Origin of the sequence: uncultured Corynebacterium sp. (assembly GCF_902782855.1) — a bacterium.
GTDB lineage: Bacteria > Actinomycetota > Actinomycetes > Mycobacteriales > Mycobacteriaceae > Corynebacterium.
Genome location: NZ_CACZOO010000120.1, coordinates 1 through 19292 on the forward strand (window position 1 = coordinate 1; position 19292 = coordinate 19292).

The 19292-nt window shown below is 68.7% G+C and carries 19 protein-coding genes; 8 read left to right on the top strand and 11 right to left on the bottom strand.

The window, feature by feature from the left end; genetic code table 11:
- The 7 genes from QZV72_RS05625 to QZV72_RS05655 form a co-directional block, all read right to left on the bottom strand.
- A partial coding sequence (locus QZV72_RS05625; RefSeq protein ID WP_297006155.1) for a CocE/NonD family hydrolase occupies positions 1-1408 on the bottom strand: 1408 nt, incomplete at its 3' end.
- A 422-nt stretch (positions 1409-1830) separates the two neighbouring features.
- On the bottom strand, positions 1831-2376 hold the full coding sequence (locus QZV72_RS05630; protein WP_297006156.1) for a DUF3237 domain-containing protein: 546 nt from the start codon (positions 2374-2376) through the stop codon (positions 1831-1833).
- Complete coding sequence (locus QZV72_RS05635; protein WP_297006158.1) at positions 2373-3806, bottom strand: amidase; 1434 nt, start codon at positions 3804-3806, stop codon at positions 2373-2375. The genes QZV72_RS05630 and QZV72_RS05635 overlap by 4 nt, the downstream gene beginning before the upstream one ends.
- Before the next feature lie 55 nt (positions 3807-3861).
- On the bottom strand, positions 3862-5481 hold the full coding sequence (locus QZV72_RS05640; RefSeq protein ID WP_297006160.1) for an ABC transporter ATP-binding protein: 1620 nt from the start codon (positions 5479-5481) through the stop codon (positions 3862-3864).
- Entirely contained in the window at positions 5478-6341 is an 864-nt protein-coding gene (locus QZV72_RS05645) for an ABC transporter permease (protein WP_297006161.1), read from the bottom strand. Before QZV72_RS05645 ends, QZV72_RS05640 begins: the two co-directional genes overlap by 4 nt.
- Positions 6338-7303 (bottom strand): ABC transporter permease, encoded by a 966-nt coding sequence (locus QZV72_RS05650; RefSeq protein WP_297006163.1) that lies wholly within the window; start codon positions 7301-7303, stop codon positions 6338-6340. Before QZV72_RS05650 ends, QZV72_RS05645 begins: the two co-directional genes overlap by 4 nt.
- A gap of 5 nt (positions 7304-7308) precedes the next feature.
- Positions 7309-9009 carry an ABC transporter substrate-binding protein gene (locus QZV72_RS05655; protein ID WP_297006165.1) on the bottom strand — a complete coding sequence of 567 codons (1701 nt, stop codon included), beginning with the start codon at positions 9007-9009 and terminating at the stop codon, positions 7309-7311.
- Between the two features lie 149 nt (positions 9010-9158).
- On the opposite strand from QZV72_RS05655, the gene QZV72_RS05660 reads away from it, so the two are divergent.
- The 3 genes from QZV72_RS05660 to QZV72_RS05670 all read left to right on the top strand — a co-directional run bounded on the left by QZV72_RS05660 (position 9159) and on the right by QZV72_RS05670 (position 10731).
- Complete coding sequence (locus tag QZV72_RS05660) at positions 9159-9731, top strand: TetR/AcrR family transcriptional regulator (RefSeq protein ID WP_297006167.1); 573 nt, start codon at positions 9159-9161, stop codon at positions 9729-9731.
- Positions 9732-9937: 206 nt separating this feature from the next.
- Positions 9938-10465, top strand: a complete 528-nt coding sequence (locus QZV72_RS05665; RefSeq protein WP_297006169.1) for a hypothetical protein — start codon at positions 9938-9940, stop codon at positions 10463-10465.
- A 92-nt stretch (positions 10466-10557) separates the two neighbouring features.
- Positions 10558-10731: a hypothetical protein gene (locus QZV72_RS05670; protein WP_297006170.1), complete on the top strand. Its 174-nt coding sequence runs from the start codon at positions 10558-10560 to the stop codon at positions 10729-10731.
- Positions 10732-10736: 5 nt separating this feature from the next.
- Here QZV72_RS05670 and QZV72_RS05675 read toward each other — a convergent pair whose 3' ends face one another.
- Positions 10737-12410, bottom strand: coding sequence for an amidohydrolase (locus QZV72_RS05675; protein WP_297006172.1), 1674 nt, complete (start codon positions 12408-12410; stop codon positions 10737-10739).
- A gap of 81 nt (positions 12411-12491) precedes the next feature.
- On the opposite strand from QZV72_RS05675, the gene QZV72_RS05680 reads away from it, so the two are divergent.
- The 3 genes from QZV72_RS05680 (at position 12492) to QZV72_RS05690 (ending at position 15451) form a co-directional block, all read left to right on the top strand.
- Entirely contained in the window at positions 12492-13943 is a 1452-nt protein-coding gene (locus QZV72_RS05680; RefSeq protein WP_297006174.1) for an FAD-binding oxidoreductase, read from the top strand.
- Positions 13940-14266 carry a cupin domain-containing protein gene (locus QZV72_RS05685; RefSeq protein WP_297006176.1) on the top strand — a complete coding sequence of 109 codons (327 nt, stop codon included), beginning with the start codon at positions 13940-13942 and terminating at the stop codon, positions 14264-14266. The genes QZV72_RS05680 and QZV72_RS05685 overlap by 4 nt, the downstream gene beginning before the upstream one ends.
- A gap of 93 nt (positions 14267-14359) precedes the next feature.
- Complete coding sequence (locus QZV72_RS05690; RefSeq protein WP_297006178.1) at positions 14360-15451, top strand: LLM class flavin-dependent oxidoreductase; 1092 nt, start codon at positions 14360-14362, stop codon at positions 15449-15451.
- Here the strand turns inward: QZV72_RS05690 and QZV72_RS05695 are convergent, their stop codons facing one another.
- A complete protein-coding gene (locus QZV72_RS05695) occupies positions 15452-16375 on the bottom strand; it encodes an exodeoxyribonuclease III (RefSeq protein ID WP_297006180.1) in 924 nt (307 codons plus the stop codon).
- 23 nt (positions 16376-16398) lie between these two features.
- Here QZV72_RS05695 and QZV72_RS05700 point away from each other — a divergent pair, with 23 nt between their 5' ends.
- Positions 16399-17595, top strand: coding sequence for a winged helix DNA-binding domain-containing protein (locus QZV72_RS05700; RefSeq protein ID WP_297006182.1), 1197 nt, complete (start codon positions 16399-16401; stop codon positions 17593-17595).
- A 14-nt stretch (positions 17596-17609) separates the two neighbouring features.
- Here QZV72_RS05700 and QZV72_RS05705 read toward each other — a convergent pair whose 3' ends face one another.
- Both QZV72_RS05705 and QZV72_RS05710 read right to left on the bottom strand, forming a co-directional pair.
- On the bottom strand, positions 17610-17822 hold the full coding sequence (locus QZV72_RS05705) for a hypothetical protein (protein WP_297006184.1): 213 nt from the start codon (positions 17820-17822) through the stop codon (positions 17610-17612).
- Between the two features lie 25 nt (positions 17823-17847).
- Entirely contained in the window at positions 17848-18051 is a 204-nt protein-coding gene (locus QZV72_RS05710) for a hypothetical protein (protein ID WP_297006186.1), read from the bottom strand.
- 233 nt (positions 18052-18284) lie between these two features.
- Between QZV72_RS05710 and QZV72_RS05715 the strand changes: the two genes are divergently transcribed.
- On the top strand, positions 18285-19292 hold a 1008-nt coding region (locus QZV72_RS05715), incomplete at its 3' end, for an alpha/beta fold hydrolase (RefSeq protein ID WP_297006188.1).

Below are 19292 nucleotides of genomic sequence, written 5' to 3' on the forward strand. Positions count from 1 at the left end.
CGACGGTCGTGTCCGCGACATGCACCTGACCACGGGCGATGCGCAGCGCGGTGCCGTCAGGGGCGACGTCCAGCAGGCGGACGAAGAAGTCCATGCACGGACCGTCCGACCCGATCACCGCATGGGCGGTCACCGGCCCGGCGAAGTCCACGGGAGACTCCACCACCTTTCCGTCCCAGACCAGCACATCGCCATGCTCACCGACAGGGGCCTCGTCCGGGTGGACCATGAGGTAGGCGAAAGCGTTGTCCACGCTCGACGGCACGAGGCTCGCCGGATCATGCGTCCACGTCGCCGGGGAGGACGCCGGGGAGGACGCTGTGTCCCCGATCTCCCAGGTCCGCACCCCGGTGCCGACCGGCGGCCACACCTGCGAGGTCCGGGTTTCCCCGGTCCCGGTGTGGTCCCAGCTCACCTTCGGGATGTCGGACGCCCGGCCGTTGCCGCGCACGAAGACCTCGAAGAAGTCCAGCGACGGATCGAGCATCGCCGGGATGCGTCCGGCGAGGATCTCCGCCGACGGTTCCTCGACCCGCACCGGCTCCGGGTCGTCGAAGAAGAACCCCTCATGGTCGATGGCCTCGATGCGCAGGAAATGGTTGTGCGCCCACGCCGGACGCGCCTCGATCTCGGCGATGTCCGCCCAGGACAGCGGGGCGCAGTTGTCCCACAGACCCACGGTCTGCAGGGTCGGCACCGGGCGGGCGTCGAACGGGTGCCCGTCGGGGAAGCGACGGAGGAACACCGGCGAGGGATACCACTGGTCGTAGGAGATCGACCGGGACCCGATCTCGGCGAGCGCCTTCTCACACTCGGCGGCGAAGGGTCGCACAGCGGGGTCCGGCTCCCAGAAGTAGGCGTCCTGCGAATGGAAGTAGGTCAGCGGGTAGAGATAGCTGACCGCCCACTCGACGTTGCGCACCGCACCGACCGGGTGCACCGGCTCGCCGAGCATGGTCCCGGTCACCCGCGGGGCGATGGCCTTCAGCGCCGGGTGCTGTGCGGCGACCGCCGCCCACTGGGTGTAGCCGTAGTACGAGTCGCCCCACATGGCGACCCGGCCGTTGGACCAGGGCTGATGCTCGATCCAGTCGAGGGTGTCGTAGCCGTCGCGCTGCTCGTTGACGAAGAGCAGTGCCTCACCCTCGCTGCGGAACTTCCCGCGCACGTCCTGCGCGAGGACGCGGTACCCGCGGCGGGTCATGTACTCCGCGATCTGCGGGATGAAGGTGTAACTGCCGGACTTGTCGTAGGGCAGACGGATGAGGATCGTGTCGCCCGGGTCGGTGAGGCCTGCGCCCTCGGGCAGGTAGAGGTCGGACGCCAGGTGCACGCCGTCGCGCATGCGGACGCGGAACTCGGTGGCGGTCTCAGCGACGGGGGCCGGGGGGACGTGGATGATGTGCATGGTCGGTCTCTCTGATCGGTCAGGTTCTTGTGTGTGTGCTGTGCCGGGTGTGCCGGGTGTGCCGGGCTGGGCCGGGCGGGGTCGGATGGCTGGGTCGGGTGGGTCGGGTGGGTCGGATGGCTGGGTCGGGTGGCTGGGGCTGGGTCGGATGGCTGGGGCCCGATGGGCTGCCGAAAGTGTTACCAGTTTCTGGTGGTAACACTTTTCGTGACCTGGGCTTTTGCAGATTCTGACAGTCAAGAGGTGGTAACACTTTCCGCGCGGCCCGCTGCGCCGGCCAGTCCGGGTCGGGCCAACTCGGTCTGTGTCGGTCCGGGTCAGTTCAGGCCAACTCGGTCTGTGTCGGTCCGGGTCAGTTCAGGCCAACTCGGTCCGGGTCGGTCCGGGTCAGTTCGGGCCAACTCGGTCCGGGTCGGTCCGGGTCAGTTCAGGCGGTGCACACGGATGATGACGGCGTCCGGCTCCGGCCCACCGGAGCCACGGATCATACCGATGAACTGGGCCTCGGTGAGCCAGCGGTACCCGGGGTGGGCAGTACGGAAGGTGAAGGCGGACCGGTAGTAGATCTCACCCTCCGCAGCTGCCAGGGCGTCCGTGTCCCCCGCTGCACCGGCAGCTTCCAGTCGAGCCATGAGCGACTCACCGGCATGGAAGTAACCGCGGTTGACCACGTCAATGACGGCGCCGTCGTCGGTCGCCAGGAGGTAGCGGGCGTCCAGCCTGGTGGTGGGACCGGTGCAGACCCACCAGTCCGCGCCGACCGGCAGGACGCGGCCGGTGATCCCCTCGCCGGTGACGGTGCCGCCGGTGATCGGGGCGACGTTGAGGTCGCCGCCGCCGGGCCCGTCGACCTCGCCGACGCGGATCGGCGGGGCGACCTCGGCACGGATCTCGAAGGCGTAGGTGAACTGCGGGTCGGCCCCCGGGGAGACAACCGGGGAGGACGCCGGGAAGGCCGGGTCGTTCATGCGCGCACCGGGTCGACCGGGGTGAGACCGCCGAGTTCCGCCTCGACGGCCCGCGCCGCGGCCAGGGCGATGTGGTCCCTGTTCCGCGGGCCGATGAGCTGCACGCCGGTGGGCATCCCGTCGGTGCCCATGCCTGTCGGTACGGCGACCGACGGCAGGCCGAGGAAGTTCACCGTGACCAGCAGGACGTGCGCCTTGTAGAGGTCGGTGGTGGCGTCCGGGCCGGCGAGATCGAAATCCACCTCCGGCATGCGGCGCGTGCTCACCGGCCCCAGCACGACCGGGTACTCCTGCTGGAAGCGTTCCCACGCGCCCTTGATCACCAGGTGCCGTGCCCAGGCCAGGGCGTACTCCCCGGTGTGGGCGAAGGCGGGGGTCTCCGAGGCGTTGTCGAGGAAGTACTTCGTGGACTCCTCGGTCAGCGGCACAGGCAGACCGCCGGGGCGGAAGGCGGGTGCCATCTCCTCGACGGAGAGTCGGCGCCACAGGCCCGCAGCTTCCCCGATCATCGGCGGCTCGACCTCGTCAACCTGCCACCCCTGGGCGCGCAGGGCCTCGGCGGCACGGTCGACGGCGTCGGCGACCTGCGGGTCCACTCCCCAGCCCAGCGGGTCCTTCACCACGGCGGCCCGCTTCGGCCCTTCGTAGGACGCAGGATGCTCGACGGTGATCGCCAGGGCGTCACACCCGTCGGCGCCGTGCATCACCGAGAAAGCGAGGTCGAGGTCGTCGACGGTGCGGGCGATGGGGCCGTTGACCGCGAAGTTCTGCAGGGTGAGGGTGACCGGTTCCCCGGACGCCTTCGTCGGGGCGGGGATGCGGTTGGCCGAGGGACGCAGGGCACAGACACCCGCAGCGTAGGAGGGCAGGCGCAACGATCCGCCGTAGTCGTTGCCGAGCCCCAGCGGGGTCATTCCGGTGGCGACGGCGGTGGCGTCCCCACCGGAGGATCCGCCGGGGACGCGGGTCCGGTCGAAGACGTTGAAGGTGCGTCCCCACAGGGTGTTGACGGTGTCCCAGCGCAGGCCGAAGTCTGGCATGTTGCCGCGGCCGACGGGGATGGCGCCGGCGTCGAGCAGCCGCTGGACCATGGTGGCGTTCTCCGCGGGGACGGCCTCGGCGAGGAACTCCCAGCCGGAGGTGGACGCCGACCAGGTGAGGTCGATGTTCTCCTTGACGGTGAAGGGCACGCCGGCGAGGATGCCGGGGTCCCGGTCGGGGTCACCGCTGTCGAGGGCGGCGTCCACCTCGTCGGCCAGGGCGCGGGCCCGGTCGTGGAAGGTGACGGTGAGGGCGTTGGATACGGGGTTGACCTCGTCGATGCGGGCGAGATGGGCGTCGATGACCTGGCGGGCGGTGACCTCGCGGCCACGGATCGCGGCGGCGAGTCCGGTCATGGACAGGGTGGTGAGGTCGGTCGTGACAGTCATGGTTGCTCCTTGGTGTCGGGGAAGGGGATCCGGCCGGGCCGGGAAGGGTCCGGGTTCAGGCGGCGGGCGGGTTGTGTCGCTGTGGCGTCCACCCCTCCCGGGGTACGGAGGCGAGCAGGGTGCGGGTGTACTCCGAGGTGGGGTGGTCGAGGATGTCGGCGATGGGCCCCTGGTCGACGGCGGTGCCGTGGCGCATGACCACGATGTGTTCACAGACCCGCCGGGTGCGGACGATGTCGTGGGAGATCATCAGCAGGGCGACTCCGGTGGTCCGGCGGATGGTGTCGAGCAGGGTGAGGATCTCCACCTGGGTGGTGACGTCAAGGGCGGAGACCGCCTCGTCGAGGACGAGGATCTCCGGGTCGGCGGCGAGTGCCCGTGCAATGGCCACCCGTTGTCGCTGACCACCGGAGAGTCCACGGGGCTTCGCGTCGGCGAAGGAGGCGTCCAGTCGGACCATCGCCAGCAGTTCCCCTACCCGGGTACGGTGCTGGTCCCGCGAGTCGGAGGGACGCTGCAGGGACACGGCCTCGGTGAGGCAGTCGGCGACGGACTGTCGCGGGTCGAGCGACTGGTAGGGGTCCTGGAAGACCATCTGGACCAGTCCGGCACGGCGGCGGCGTTCCCTCGTGCTCTTCGCCGGCCGGTCCCAGGACTCCCCTTTGACGGTGACCGACCCGGCGTCACGGGACTCGAGTCCGCAGATCATCCGGACGGTGGTGGACTTGCCGGACCCGGATTCGCCCACGATTCCCAGGGAGCCGCCGGGCAGCAGGTCGAAACTGAGGTCGTCGACGGCGACGAAGTTCCCGTAGGTCTTCCGCAGTCCCGTGACCGTCAGCACGGGGTCGGTCGCCGTCGGAGACTCGACGTCGAGGTCACAGGGCAGGGCGGCGCCCAGCAGCTCCCTCGTGTAGGGGTCGGTGGCGTCCTGTCCCATGGTGGCGGCGGCGAGGGTCTCGATGACGCGCCCTTCCTTCATCACGGTGATCCGGTCGCACACCGCGCCGGCCAGCGCGAGGTCGTGGGTGACGAAGAGCAGGGCGAGGTTGCGCTCTCGCTGCAGGTCACCGAGCACCGCCATGACCTCCTCCTGGGTGGTCACGTCGAGGGCGGTGGTGATCTCGTCGGCGAGCAGGATGTCCGGGTCGGTGGTCAGGGCCGCGGCGATCATCACGCGCTGCAGCAGCCCACCGGAGAGATCCGAAGGGTACTGGGCCATCCTGCGGCGTGGTTCGTCGAAGCCGACTTCGGCCAGCAGGCCGGCGGCGATGGCGTCGGCCTCCTCCCGCGTCCTCCCGTCGACGGTGACGAGCGCCTCGGTGAGGAAGTCACCGATGGTGCGCAGCGGGTTGAGGTGGGCGCGCGGGGTCTGGAAGATCATGCCGATCCGGTGGGCACGTAGTTCCCGCAGTTCACCCGGGGTGAGGTCGGCGAGGACGCGACCGTCGACGCGGATGGTGCCCTCGTAGCGGAAATCCTCGGGGAGTAGTCCGGCGACGGCGCGCAGGGTGAGTGACTTGCCGGAGCCGGATTCACCGACCAGGCCGAGGGTCTCCCCCGCTGTTACGTGCAGGGTGCTGTCGTGGACGAGGGTGCGGTCCACGCCGCGCAGCGTCGCGTCGATGGACAGGTGGTCGATCTCGAGAACGGTACGGGCGGTGTCGGTGCTCATTTGTCCCTGCTTTCTGCCCAGGCGGTGATGCGGGCGCCCACGATGTTGACCGCGAGCACGGTGACGATGATGAAGAGTGCCGGGTACACGGACTGCTCGAAGGCGCCGGCGAGGATGGAGCCCTGGCCGCCGGAGATCATCACGCCCCAGTCCGCTGCCGGCGGTTGGACGCCGAGCCCCAGGTAGGAGATCGCGGCGAGGTCGAGCATCGCGTAGCCGAAGCCGATACCGCACTGGGCGAGCAGCCCTGGCAGCAGGGCCGGCACGAGGTGGCGTCCGACGGCGTAGACGGGGTGCACGCCCTGGACCTGGAGCACCTCGAAGTAGGACCTGGCCAGTTCGGCGGACGCCACGCCCCGGATGAGCCTGGCGACGATGGGGACGTAGGCGATGGACAGGGCGATGACCGGGGCGGTGAGCCCCTTGCCGAACAGTGCGACGGCGAGGACCGCGAGGACCAGGCCGGGGATGGCGAAGATGACGTCGATGACGCGACTGAGGACGGCGTCCACCCATCCGCCGTACCAGGCTGCGGCGACACCGATGACGGTGCCGAGGACGGTGGAGAGGATAACGACGAAAACCGGGCCGACGAGGCTGGACCGCGCCCCGGCGAGGATCCGCGAGAGGATGTCCCGTCCGAGATCGTCGGTGCCGAGCCAGTGCGCGCCGGAGATCGGCTGCTCGATGGGGCCGACGTTGAGTTCGTCGGGGTCGTAGGGGGTGAGCCAGGGGCCGGTGACGGCCATGAGGGCGAGCAGGGCGATGATCACGAGGGAGACGGTGACCAGCAGGTCGCGGCGTCCCGCCCTGGTGACTGTGGTGGGGACCCGGCCTCTGCCGAGTTGGGCGACACTCATGCGTTTGCCTTCCGTGACTTCAGCAGGGACGGGTCAACGGCTGCGGACAGCAGGTCCGCGGCGGTGTTGAGGATGACGAAGAGGGAGACGAGGATCAGGGAGACGACCTGGACGACCGGGAGGTCGTTGCGGGCGGCGGCCTCGATGAGCAGCGATCCCAGGCCGTTGATGCCGAAGGCCTGTTCCGCCAGAGCGGAGACGGCGAAGAGGCCGGCGACGGTCGCACCCGAGACCGAGAGGATCTGCGGGGAGGCGTTGTAGAGGACGTGGCGGCGGAAGATCAGGCGGCCGGGGATACCGCGGACCCGGGCTGTCTCGACGTGCTCGGACCCCTTCTGCGCGACGACCGCGCCCCGGCTGATCCGGCTCATGTAGGCGATGTAGAGCACCGCGAGGGCGATGGCGGGGAGGGTGAGGTGGTGGATGGTGCCGAGGACGCCGGACCCGGAGCCGTAGACGGGGAACCAGGACAGTTCCCGGCCGAACAGCCAGATGAGGAGAATGGCGACGACGAAGGTCGGGAGGGCCACACCGACGGAGGTGGCGAGCATGACGGCCCGGTCGGTCCTGCCGCCGCGGACGCCGGCGAGGAGTCCGGAGCCGACACCGAAGATGACGATGAGGACCACGGCGTAGGCGACGAGGAGGAAGGTGGTGCCGATCCTTGGGCCGATGAGGTCCATGACCGGGGTCTTGTAGACGAAGGAGTCACCGAAGTCGCCGGTGAACACGCCGCCGACCCACCGGAGGTACTGGGACCAGACCGGGTCATCGAGATGGTAGTCTGCGCGGACCTGTGCGATGAGCTCCGGGGTGGGCCGCACACCGCCGGTGATGGTGGAGACCGGGTCCCCGGTGACCTTCTGGGCACCGAAGATGACGACGGAGGACAGGAAAAGGGTGAGCAGCAGGCCGCCGATGCGGCGGGGAAGCTGGCGGAGTACGGGGTGGGGGTTGGTCATGGCACTCACTTCCCGCCGAGGTGCAGGGCCCACGGACTGGAGTAGGCGGAGATGGATGTGACGATGCCGGTGAGGTCGTCGGCCAGGTACGAGGTCTGGTACGCCCCGGCGAGAGTCACCTGGGCCTGGTCCGGGGTGAACCGGGCCTGGGCGTCGACGTAGGCGGTGGCGGCTCCCTTGGCGTCCGGGATGGACCGGGCGCCCTGGAGGGCGTCGATGACGGTGGCGTCGTCGTAGTTGGTCCAGTTGAAGATGCCGCCGAGCTCCACCGGCATGAGCATGAGCTGGGGGTAGGTGAGGACGCCGGGGATCTCGGTGTAGCCGGTCGCGATGACGAGATCCCCGGAGGCCCGGACTGACTCGTTGAAGGGGTCGGCGAAGATCGCCGCGTAGTCGGTGGCCTGACGTTCGTCGATGGTGACGGTGAGGCCTATCTTCTCCGCCGCACTCTGGAGGATGGCGGCGGTGTTGGCGAGCATCCGGTTACCGGCGGGGATCACGGCGACGATCTTCTGACCGGTGTCCACCCCGTCGGCGGCGACCTCGTCGACGAGTTTCCTCGCCCCGTCGATGTCGAGGGTCGGCTCGGGGAGGCTGTCGTAGCCGTCCCGGTAGACGGCCAGGGCGTCCTCGTCCTCGGTGCCCTCCCAGGCGAAGGGGGCGACGAAGGTGGACTGGGCGGTGCCGAGGCCGCGGAGGACGGTGGAGATGTAGGAGTCCCGGTCGACGGCCATGGACAGGGCCTCGCGGATGCGGGGGTCCGCGCCGAGGCCGTCGGCACGCATGGGGCCGAAGGAGAGGGAGGCGGTGGACGGTCCGACGAGGAGGCGCCCCTCGTCCGAGCGTTCGAACTGGCTCCGGTTGGCGGCGACGACGTTGTAGGCGCCGTCGATCTCCCCGGCGAGCAGGGCGTTCGTCATGGTGGTGCCGTCGGCGATGAACCGGTAGGTGAGCTTCCCCACCTTGGGGGCGCCGTCCCAGTAGTCCTCGTTGGCGACGGTGACGATCTCCTTGCCCGGCGTCCAGGACCGGAGTTTGTAGGGGCCGGTGCACATGAGGCCGCCGGAGGAGGTGCCGAGTGCCTCGCCCTCCTGCTCCCCGTAGGCCTTCGACATCACGGCCCCGCCACCGCCGGAGAGCAGGTCGCGGAAGGTGGTGTCCGGGGCGATGAACCTGACGGTGACCTCGTTCTTCCCGGTGACGGCGATGCCGTCGGGGCCGGGGACGATGAGGACGGTGCCGCCGTAGTAGGCGGAGCGTTCGTCGCGGTCGCGCTCCAGGGAGTAGACGACGTCGGCCGGGGTCACCGGTGAGCCGTCCCAGAAGGTGACGCCCTCGCGCAGGCGGATCCTGAAGGTCACCGGGTCGACCCAGTCGGCGAAGGACGCCACACCGTTCTCGACCCCGAAGTCCGGGGTGACGCGTAGCAGGGATTCGCAGAGGTTCGGGGTGACGTAGTTGTAGTCGGCGCCGGGGGCGAGCTGGGCGGGTTCGCCTTCGGCGAGGCCCCAGGTGACCTCGTCGACGCCTGTCGTGCCGGCGGGGGTGGAGGAGATGAGGTCGTCGGGGGTGAGGGCGGCGGTGTTCCCCACTGCGTCGCGGGCGGTGCAGCCGGCGAGTGCGGTGGTCGCCAGGAGTGCCGCGACGGTGGCTGCCGCGGTCGCTGCTCTGGCTGCGCCGGTACACCCTGCGCGTACTCGTTTCATGTCATTTCCTTTCCGACGCCGGTCGAGGCTCGGTGGTGATTCAGGTCACTTTGGCGGACAAATGAACTCTACGACTCTTCCGGTCGATATACAACAGCGTTGTACATCAATGTTGCACGTAGGTTTCCGGCGTGGTTACACTCGGTGTCATGCCCCGGGAAGTCGACACCACCGCGCGCCTGCGGCGCATCGCGGACGCCACCCTCACCGTCGCCCGGGAACAGGGCACCCGTGCCGTGACCCTGCGGGCCGTCGCCAAGGAGCTCGGCGGCTCCACCACCCTGGTGACCAACTACCTCAAGACCCGCGCAGACCTCATCCTCAACGCGCTGGACCACGCGGACGCCCGCTGGGGCGAGGAGCTGGAGGACGCCCTGTCCCGGTGCGCCCCCGCCGACCGCCTCCTGGAGACCGCGACATGGGCCCTGTTCACCCGCAGTGACGACATGGTCCCCCGGGCCCTGATCATCGAGATCCTCGCCAACGCCACCGTGGAGCCCGAGATGGCGGCGAACCTCGCCATCGAGGCCGGCAAGGTCCGCAATCAGCTGCTCACCGCCGCAGAGGAGTCCGGCTTCCGGAACCCGGAGGCCGTCGCCGAGACCGTCTACCTCATGGTCCGTGGGGCGTCCTTCGCCAATATCGAGGACGCCGCCCACTGGCCGGAAGAGCGGGCCCTGGACGTCATCCGCCGCGTGCTGGACGTCGCCGAGCGGGTGTGAGTCACTCAGGAAACATTTCCTGAGCTCAGCGCCTTCACATCACGCCTCCCACCCCCAGTCAAAACGGCGAATCCCCAGCACACAGCACCACATCTCGAACGTTCACCCCCGAATCACCTTGTTAACATTCAGTGAACAGATCGAATGTACCATGGGCAAAGTATCGCGATACCCTCACTTATTCGGTCTCTCCGAAAGGTACATTCATGTATTCTTTGGCACGTCTTTTGTCAACCGGTCGCCGGAAGGCGCTAATCGCTGTCGCAGTCCCCGCCATCGCACTAAGCGTCGGTGCCACCCAGGCAGTCGCCGCACCTGCCCCGACACCACAGGAGCAGCAGTCCACCACGATCGTCGAGCTGACTGCTGAAGACATCGCCGCCGCCAACGACCTGGCTGCCGAGCGAGGTGAACCCGCACTACCTGAGAACATCACCAGTGTTCAGGTAGACGGAGAAGGTAACTTCACCGCCCTCGACAAGAACGGCGATCCGGTCCTCATGTCCCGAGGTTTCTGGGGAAGCGCGTGGAAGGTGACGAAGTGCGTGGCTCACCTCACCCTCGTCATCCTTCCTGGAACCGCCGCTTTCCGCGCAGTCAAGGCATTGGGAGGAATCACGGCGACTGCCCGTCTCCTTGTGGGAGCCGGCTCGTGGGCGGAATTCAGAGCAGTGGCTGGCGGTGCGGCATCCGAGATCATCGGCATCTCCGGAATCCAGGAAAACTGCTTCTGATGTCGACTGCTTCAGCTTCATCATCCGACACCTCGCCAGCGTGGCAGGCTCTTGTTTCCGGCGCATTCATTTACGCAGCACTTTACGTGGCGGTGTCCGTCTCGTTCGGCACCGTCGATCGGAATGCTCTCGTCGTCGGCCTTGTCGCAGGAGGTGGCCTGTGCTGGTCGCTTCATAGATTCTTCGGAGCAGAGTCGCGTGCTGCGCTTCTCATCGGGGTCGCTGTCTGCGCCATCGCCGGAATCATCGTCGGTTTCCTGACCTAACCCCCTCAGATCCCGAACACCCGCACCCCGTCCATCCAGGTCGAGACCACTGAGGTTTCGTCCAGCCCTTCCGCCGCTCCGCTGAACGGATCGCGGTCGAGGACGACCAGGTCTGCCCGGAACCCCTGCTCCAGGCGGCCGCAATCGTCATGCCCGTTGATCCGCGCCGAACCGTCCGTGTACGCCGCGAACGCCGTGGCCAGGTCAATTGCCTGGTCAGGGCAGATCCGGGGATCCACCGGAGCCCCCGCCGGCGTCCCCGGCTCTGCCCGGGTCACACCGACGCGGATGCCCTCCAGCGGATCCGCCGAGGAGACCGGCCAGTCCGATCCCGCGCACAGGTCCGCGTGGGCGTCCCGCAGATCCCGGAAAGGATAGGTCCGCGCCACGAGATCCGGGGCGATGAAGGGAATCGTCAGCTCGGTGATCGCCTCATCGGCCGCCGCCCACAGCATCTGCAGGTTCGCCGCCACGCCCAGCTCATTGAACCGCGGCACATCCGCCGCCGCGACCATCTGCAGGTGCGCCAGATGGTGCGGACGCGGCGCCCGGCTCCGGCCGATCCGCGCCACACCGTCCAGAGCCAACGTCGTCGCCCGGTCGCCCAGGGTGTGACAGTGCACCTGGAAACCGGCACGGTCCGCGGCGACGATCGCCTTGTGCAGCTCCTCCGGAGTGAAGAACGTGAGCCCCACATTGTCGGTGACATGCCCGCACGGGTCACGGTAGGGCTCGGACAACGCCGCGGTGAAGCTCTCCGCCACGCCGTCGACCATGATCTTGACGCTGTCGGCGCGCAGCAGTTCCTGGCGACCCAGCCCGGCGACAAGGTCGCGGCGGCGGACATGCTCGGCGAGCTGTTCCACTCCCCTGCCCCGCTCCCACCACAGCGCGGCGGTGACCCGTGCGCGCAGGTCACCGGAGTCCAACGCGGCGAGGTAGGTCTGCAGTGTGTCGGTCACCCCGCCGGTCTCCCCGACATAGGCGTCCTGCCAGCCGGTCACACCGAGGGCGAAGAGATCCTCCTGGGCGCGGAGCAGCCCGGCGAGCGCGGTGGTCGAATCATGGCCGGGCATGTGGTGCTCGACCAGCCCCGCCGCACCCTCGTGGAGCATGCCTGTGGGGTTGCCGTCGGCGTCCCGCTCGATGCGTCCGGAAGACGGGTCGGGGGCATCCCGGTCGATGCCCGCGCGACGCAGTGCCTCGGAGTTCACCCACATGCCGTGATGGTCGCGGTTCATCAGGGCGACGGGGCGGTCCGGCACAATCCGGTCGAGCATGGCGGCGGTGGGTGTGCCGCCGGGGAAATGCGACATGGTCCAGCCGCCACCCCGGATCCACGCAGTATCCTCCGAGGTGGCGGGGTGGGACGCGGCGAAGTCGGCGATGACCGCCAGGGTCTCCCCGGCGTCCCCGGCGGACGAAAGGTCGCAGCCGAGCAGCTCGATGCCACCGGGGACGGCGTGGATGTGGGCGTCCTGGAACGAGGGGGAGATGAGACCGCCGTGCAGGTCAACGACCTCGTCGGCGCCTGCGGCGACCAGCTCGGCGTCCGGCGCGACGGCAACGATGCGACCGTCACGGACCCCGACGCCGAGTAGCCTGGATCCTGCCCAGCCCGCGGTGAATGCGGTGCCGTTGATGAAGATGGTGGTGTACCTGTTCCCGGACTGCGGCATCCCCGCTCCTCCTGCTACATTGACGTTATACAACACCGTTGTATCATGCTGATTCCCGAGACGCACCAGGAAGTGACAATCGTGGGCACCAACAACACCACGACCTTCGAACGCAACACACCCCCCTCCACTGTGGTCGAGCACAGTCTCGCCACCACGCACACCGGGGTGTTCTGGACCGAGGACCTGCCGGAGGCCCTGCGTCCGGCCCGCCCCTCACTCACCGGTGACACCCGCGCGGACCTGGTCATCGTCGGCGCCGGCTACTGCGGTCTGTGGACCGCGCTGCTCGCCGCGACCCGCGATCCGGGACGCCGCATCGTCGTCGTCGAGTCCCAGCGCGTCGGCTGGGCGGCCTCCGGACGCAACGGCGGCTTCTGCGAATCCAGCCTCACCCACGGCCACGACAACGGCATGAACCGCTGGCCGGACGAGATGCCGGAGCTGGAACGCATGGGACACGAGAACCTCGACGCCATCGGTGCGACAGAGCGGGACCACGGCCTGGACTTCCAGTTCGAACGCACCGGTTCGCTGGCCGTCGCCGTCGAACCCCACGAGATCGGGTGGCTGCGGGACGCGGCGTCCTCCGACGAAGGGAAGTTCCTCGACGAGGACGCCGTGCGCGCGGCCGTGAACTCCCCGACCTATCTCGCCGGACTGTTCTCCCCCGACTCCACCGCCCTGGTCCACCCCGCCCGCATGGCCGCCGAACTGGCCCGGGCCTGCGAGAACCTCGGCGTGGAGATCTTCGAGCACTCCCCCGCCACCGCCCTGGAGACCGACCGGGGAAACGCGTCCGGCGTCACCGTCGTCACCGTCGTCACCGCGGAGGGACGCGTCCATGCCGACCAGGCAGTGCTCGCCACCAACGTCTTCCCCTCCCTGCTCAGGCGCAACCGGCTGATGACCGTGCCGGTGTACGACTACGCCCTGATGACCGAACCGCTCACGCCGGAGCAGTGGGCCTCGGTCGGCTGGGAGGACCGCCAGGGCATCTCGGACCTGGCCAACCAGTTCCACTACTACCGCCCGACGAAGGACGGACGCATCCTCTTCGGCGGCTACGATGCGGTCTACCACCCCGGCCGCAAGGTCAACCCCGCCTACGAGCACCGCCCGGAGACCTGGCGGAAGCTCGCCTCCCACTTCTTCACCACCTTCCCCCAGCTGGAGGGCCTGAGGTTCAGTCACCGGTGGGCCGGCGCGATCGACTCCTCGACCCAGTTCACGACCTTCTTCGGCACCGCCCGGGGAGGACGCGTGGCCTACGCCGCCGGATTCACCGGACTGGGTGTGGGGTCCACCCGCTTCGCGGGCAATGTCATGCTCGACCTGCTGGCCGGGGAATCGACGGAGCGGACGCGGCTGGAGATGGTGCGCAAGCGCCCGGTACCGTTCCCGCCGGAACCGGCTGCGACGCTGGGCGTGACGATGACGAAGTGGTCGATGGACCGGGCGGACCACAACCAGGGCAAGCGCAATCTGCTGCTCAAGACACTGGACGCTCTCGGCCTGGGGTTCGACTCGTGAGGGAACCGAGCCCTGGTGCGGTGGTGGACGCACTGACCCTGCCGGTGAAGCTGGACGGGGCCACAGGTCTGGTCGAGCTGGGATCATTCGCCGGCACGACCGTAGGCATCTGGGAGATGACTCCGGGGGTTGATGAGGATGTCGAGGACGACGAGCTCTTCATCGTCCTGGCCGGTCACGGCACAGTGGAGTTCCTCCCTGGCGAAGGCGAGCCCGCACTCCCGGCCATCACCCTGTGTCCCGGGTCCGTGGTGCGGCTGACAGCCGGGATGCGGACCCGGTGGGCAGTCACCGAGACGCTGCGCAAGGTCTGGATCGCCTGAGGTCCCCGCCGACCCTGCTCCCTTGCGCGGCTCCTTTCCCGGGCATATAGTTGACACATCAACTACTTGACCACCGCACCACAAGGAGCATCCATGAAGGCCTTCGGCTTCCTCAGCTTCGGGCACTACGACCTTTCCGCATCTGAACGCGGCGGGGGCGCCCACCACATGCCGGGCGCGAAGGAGAACCTCAAGAACGCGCTGGAGATCGCGATCGGCGCCGACGAACTGGGCGTCAACGGAGCGTACTTCCGTGTCCACCACTTCGCCCCGCAGCACTCCGCCCCGATGCCGCTGCTCTCCGCCATCGCGGCGCGCACGACGAACATCGAGGTCGGGACCGGCGTCATCGACATCCGCTACGAGAACCCCCTGCACCTCGCCGAGGAAGCGGCACAGCTCGACCTGCTCAGTGACGGCAGGGTGGCGCTCGGCGTCTCCCGGGGATCACCCGAGCCCGTCGACCGCGGCTACGAGGCCTTCGGCTACCACCCCGCCGCCGACGACGACCCCAAGGGCGCTGCGATGGCACGCGAGAAGTTCGAGCGTTTCCTCGCCGCCGTCGACGGTGCTGGCATGGCCACCTCCCTGCCCCTGGACCAGCAGTACCCGCGGATGTACCACCCGAACGTCCCGGTGCCGGTGATGCCGCACTCGATGTCCCTGCACAAGCACGTGTGGTGGGGCGCGGGCTCCCGCGACACCGCGGTGCGTGCCGCCCACGACGGCGTGAACCTCATGAGCTCCACCCTGCTCACCGAGGCCAACGGCGACCGCTTCGAGGACCTCCAGGCCGCACAGATCCGCGACTACCGCGCCGCCTGGAAGGAGGCCGGGCACCTGTGGACGCCGCGCGTCTCCGTCTCCCGGTCGATCATCCCGGTGACCTCGGAGGAGGACATGCGGATGTTCGGGATCGGCGGCGACGAGGGCGGCATCGGTTACATCGACGACGGTCAGGCGACCTTCGGACGCACCTACACCGATGAGCCCGACAAGCTCGTCGAACAGCTCAGGAAGGACGCCGCCCTGATGGAGGCGGACACCCTCATGATCACCATCCCGTCTCAGCTGGGGGTGGACGCGAACCTGCGCATCCTGCAGAACTTCGCCGAGCACGTCGCCCCGGAGCTGGGCTGGGAATCGAACACGAAGGGCCCGGTCACCGGCTACCCGGTCGCGTAGTCAGCGCTCATAGTCCACGACCACCGGCGAGTGGTCCGAGAGTCTCACACCACGGAAGTCCCGGTCCACCCCCGCACTCACCGCGGCGCGGGCCAGCCGGGGTGTGGCGAGGTGGTAGTCGATGCGCCACCCGACATCCTTGGTGAAGGACTGGCCTGCCCAGGACCACCACGAATACGGGCCGTCCTCATCCGGGTGCAGCGACCGAACAACGTCGACGAGGGTGCGCGGGGAGAGCTGCCGGTCGAACCAGTCCCGTTCCTCGGGGAGGAAACCGTCGTGTTTCTGGTTCCGCCGCCAATTCGCGAGGTCATACCGGGTGTGGGCGATGTTCATGTCGCCCATGAGCAGGAACTCGCGGCCATCGGCGAGGGCTGCCCGGCGCGTCCTCGTGAGATAGCGCTCGAAGCCGGCGAGGAAGCCCATCTTGCGCTCGTAGCGGGCACCGCCGTCGGGCGCCTCGCGCATCCGCTCCGGACGCTGCAGCTCGGCGGGCAGCCCGCCTTTGGGCAGGTACAGGCAGGCGATCGTCACGGGAGCATCGGCGAGGTCGACCTCGATGTAGCGTCCCTGCGTGATGAACGGGCGCAGGTCACGGGCAAGGGGGACGCGGTCGGTGGCCGCAATCTGATCGAGGTCACCGGGGTTAGCGTGCGGCCCGCCGACCAGCGCGGCCCCACTCCATGTCCGCACCGCCGCGGGCGCGGTGCGGGTCAGCACGGCGACCCCGTTGCGTCCCGGGATCGAGCCGGTCTCGAGTGCGACGTGGTAGCCGCCGAAAGCGTCCTCCGGCAGTTTGTCCGCCTGCGCCCGGACCTCCTGCACCGCGATGACGTCGCAACCGCGGGTGTCCAGCCAGTCCCCGAACCCCCTGCGTTGTGCGGCGCGGATCCCGTTGACGTTGGTGGTGGCGATGCGGAGCATGCCGGTGAGGTTACCGTGGAGCCGTGACTTCCCAGACTCCGTCCGTCACCACCGACCAGGTCATCGCCTTCCGGCTGCGCAACCACGGGCTGCTCGACCGCGCTCCGCTGACGGAACTCGGGAACGTGGTCGGTGCCTGCGGCATCCAGGACAGTCCACCCGGCTCCGCGGCCCTGGCGCTGCATGCCCGCACGGCACTCACCCCGGATGATCTCTCGGACGCCGTCGGAGCACGGAAGTCCCTGGTGACGACCTGGGCGATGCGCGGAGCCCCGTTCCTGATTCCGACGGAGGACGCCGCGGTCTTCACCACCGGTGTCCTCCCACCGACCGAGACAGGTCGCCTGCACCTGATCCGCGGCGTGGAACGTGACCTCGACCGGCTCAACCTCACCCTCGACGAGGCCACTGGCCTGGTACGGGAGGAGATCCGGGGCGTCCTCGCCGGACGGCAGCTCACCGTCACCGAGCTGGGTGAGGAGATCGCACCAGCGATCGCAGGGCATCTGCCCGAAACCGCCCGAGGCGTCTGGGACTCCGAGGGACCCCATGCCGCAGGGCAGCCGGTGGGCGAGGCGGTGGTGCACTTCATTCTCCGGATCCTCACGCTGGAGGGGGTGATCTGCATCGTCCCCGGACGGGGCAGCCGGTTCGCGCTCGTCGACGACTGGTGCGGTGCCCCGTTCCCCACCATGGAGCCGTCGACGGCACGCGCAGAGCTGCTCCGCCGTTACCTGCACTGCTACGGGCCGTCGACCCGCTCAGACTTCGCCTCGTGGTTGGGTGTGACCGCCACCGATGCGAAGGCCTGGTGGGATCTCCTGACCGACGAGCTCACCGAGGTCGACCACGCAGGACGCCGCTCCTGGGTCCTCACCACAGACCTCGACGGTCTCCTGGGAGACCCGTCATTCCCGGGGGATGCTGTCCGGTTCCTCCCTCCCCGTGACCCCTACATGCAGTGCCGCGACCGGGGAACCCTCGTCGCGAAGGAGTACCACCGGAGGGTGTGGGCCCCGGTCGGAGCCCCCGGGACGATCCTGGTCGGCGGCCGTATCGCCGGGGTGTGGCGTCCGAAGAAGTCGGGGACATCGCTGACGGTGAGGGTCTCCCCCTTCCGCTCCCTTCCCCCGTCGACCGTGGAGGCCCTGGCGCAGGAGGCAGAGTCTCTCGGCCCGTTCCGTGGTGCGGACCGGGTGACTCTCACCGTCGACGGATAATCTCCTGTCCTTGATCAGGACGCCCGGAGCCGCTGCCACCACCGCTTCTTTGGCCCGATCTGCAGCTCGTCGGTGGCGTCGGCCGGAACGTCCTTACCGAGTTCCTCGTAGACCCACCGGGGCAGGATATCGTTGGTGTACTTGTTCGCGTTGTACGCGGCCTGCGCCTTCAGATGGAGGATGTGCGCTTCCTGTGCCTCACTCAATCGAATGCCCTGCGCCGCCATGACTCCGCTCCTCTCCGGGTGCGATCTATTTCCGACCATTATTCCTGCCCTTCTGGTCCAGTGCCAGTGCCCTCACCAGCGGTACCTCTGTATGTGTGATCAGCGCACTGTCCCCGAGCTCCGTGAGATTGAGCCACCCGATCGCCTTCGCTTCATACTCTTCCCGCAGCGACCACTCCGGGCTGGCGTCGACCGGCATCCCGACCCCGGCGTCCGTCAACTCGAGCACGGAACCGTTGAATCTCGCGTCACCTCGGCTCCGTGCTCGAGTTGACGGATACGGGGCCACCGGTCCCCCCTCGGTTGTCAGTTGTCCACCCCCGGACACGACAAAAGCCCCGCACCGCGTTTCCGCGTCTGCGAGGCTCCCTCTTTCCACCCTTATAGTGGCACCCCGTCCGCAATCAGTCAAATCGATACGCGCCGACGCACACCCGGACCTCACCGGGTACAACCGGAACCATGACCGCAGCGAACCTCACGTCCACCGTCACCCGCCGCCACGGGCATACCGTGAAGCAGCACGTGCTCACCGCACCGCTCATCCACCCGGAGCTCGCCGGCACGACCGTCCCCGACCCCCGCACCATCGACGTCTTCGCCCGGGAGTACGTCCCCGACGGCGGCGAGGACCTCCCCGCGCTGCTCTTCCTCCAGGGCGGTCCCGGTCACGGCGCACTGCGTCCCACCTCCCCCACCCGGGAGATCGGCGGATGGCTGGGCGAGGCACTGAAGAACTACCGCGTCATCCTCCTCGACCAGCGCGGCACCGGCCGTTCCACCCCGGTGGACGCCGCCACGCCCGAGGCCCTCGGCGCCACCGCAGCTGACCAGGTCGACTACCTCACCCACCTGCGTGCCGACGCCATCGTCGAGGACGCCGAGCTGCTCCGCGCCGCCCTCGACGAGAAGCCGTGGTCCCTGCTCGGCCAGTCCTTCGGCGGGTTCTGCATCACCACCTACCTCTCCCGGCACCCCGAGGGCGTGGCCGAGGCGTACTTCACCGGGGGGCTGCCCGGCTTCGCCCACGACCCGCACACCCGCATCGACGACATCTACCGGTCGACCTACGCGAAGACCGCGGTGCGCAATGAGCGCCTGTTCACCCAGTTCCCCGGGTCTGCCCGGCTCATCCGGGACATCTGCCGTCACCTCGACACCCACGATGAACGGCTCCCGGACGGCTCCCGTCTCTCCTCCCGCCGTTTCCGCCTGGTCGGCATGAACCTCGGCCGCACCGGCGGCTTCGACACCCTCGCCTACCTGTTGGAGGACCCCTTCCACACCGTGGCCGGGGAGAAGCGGCTGCGCACCCCGTTCCTGCTGCACGTCGCTGATGAGGTCCGCTTCGCCGACGCCCCGCTCTACGCCGTGCTCCACGAGTCGATCTACGGGATGGACACCGCGACAAACTGGGCGGCGTCCCGGATCGGCAACGAACTGCCCGGTTTCACCGACGGCATCGGGGAC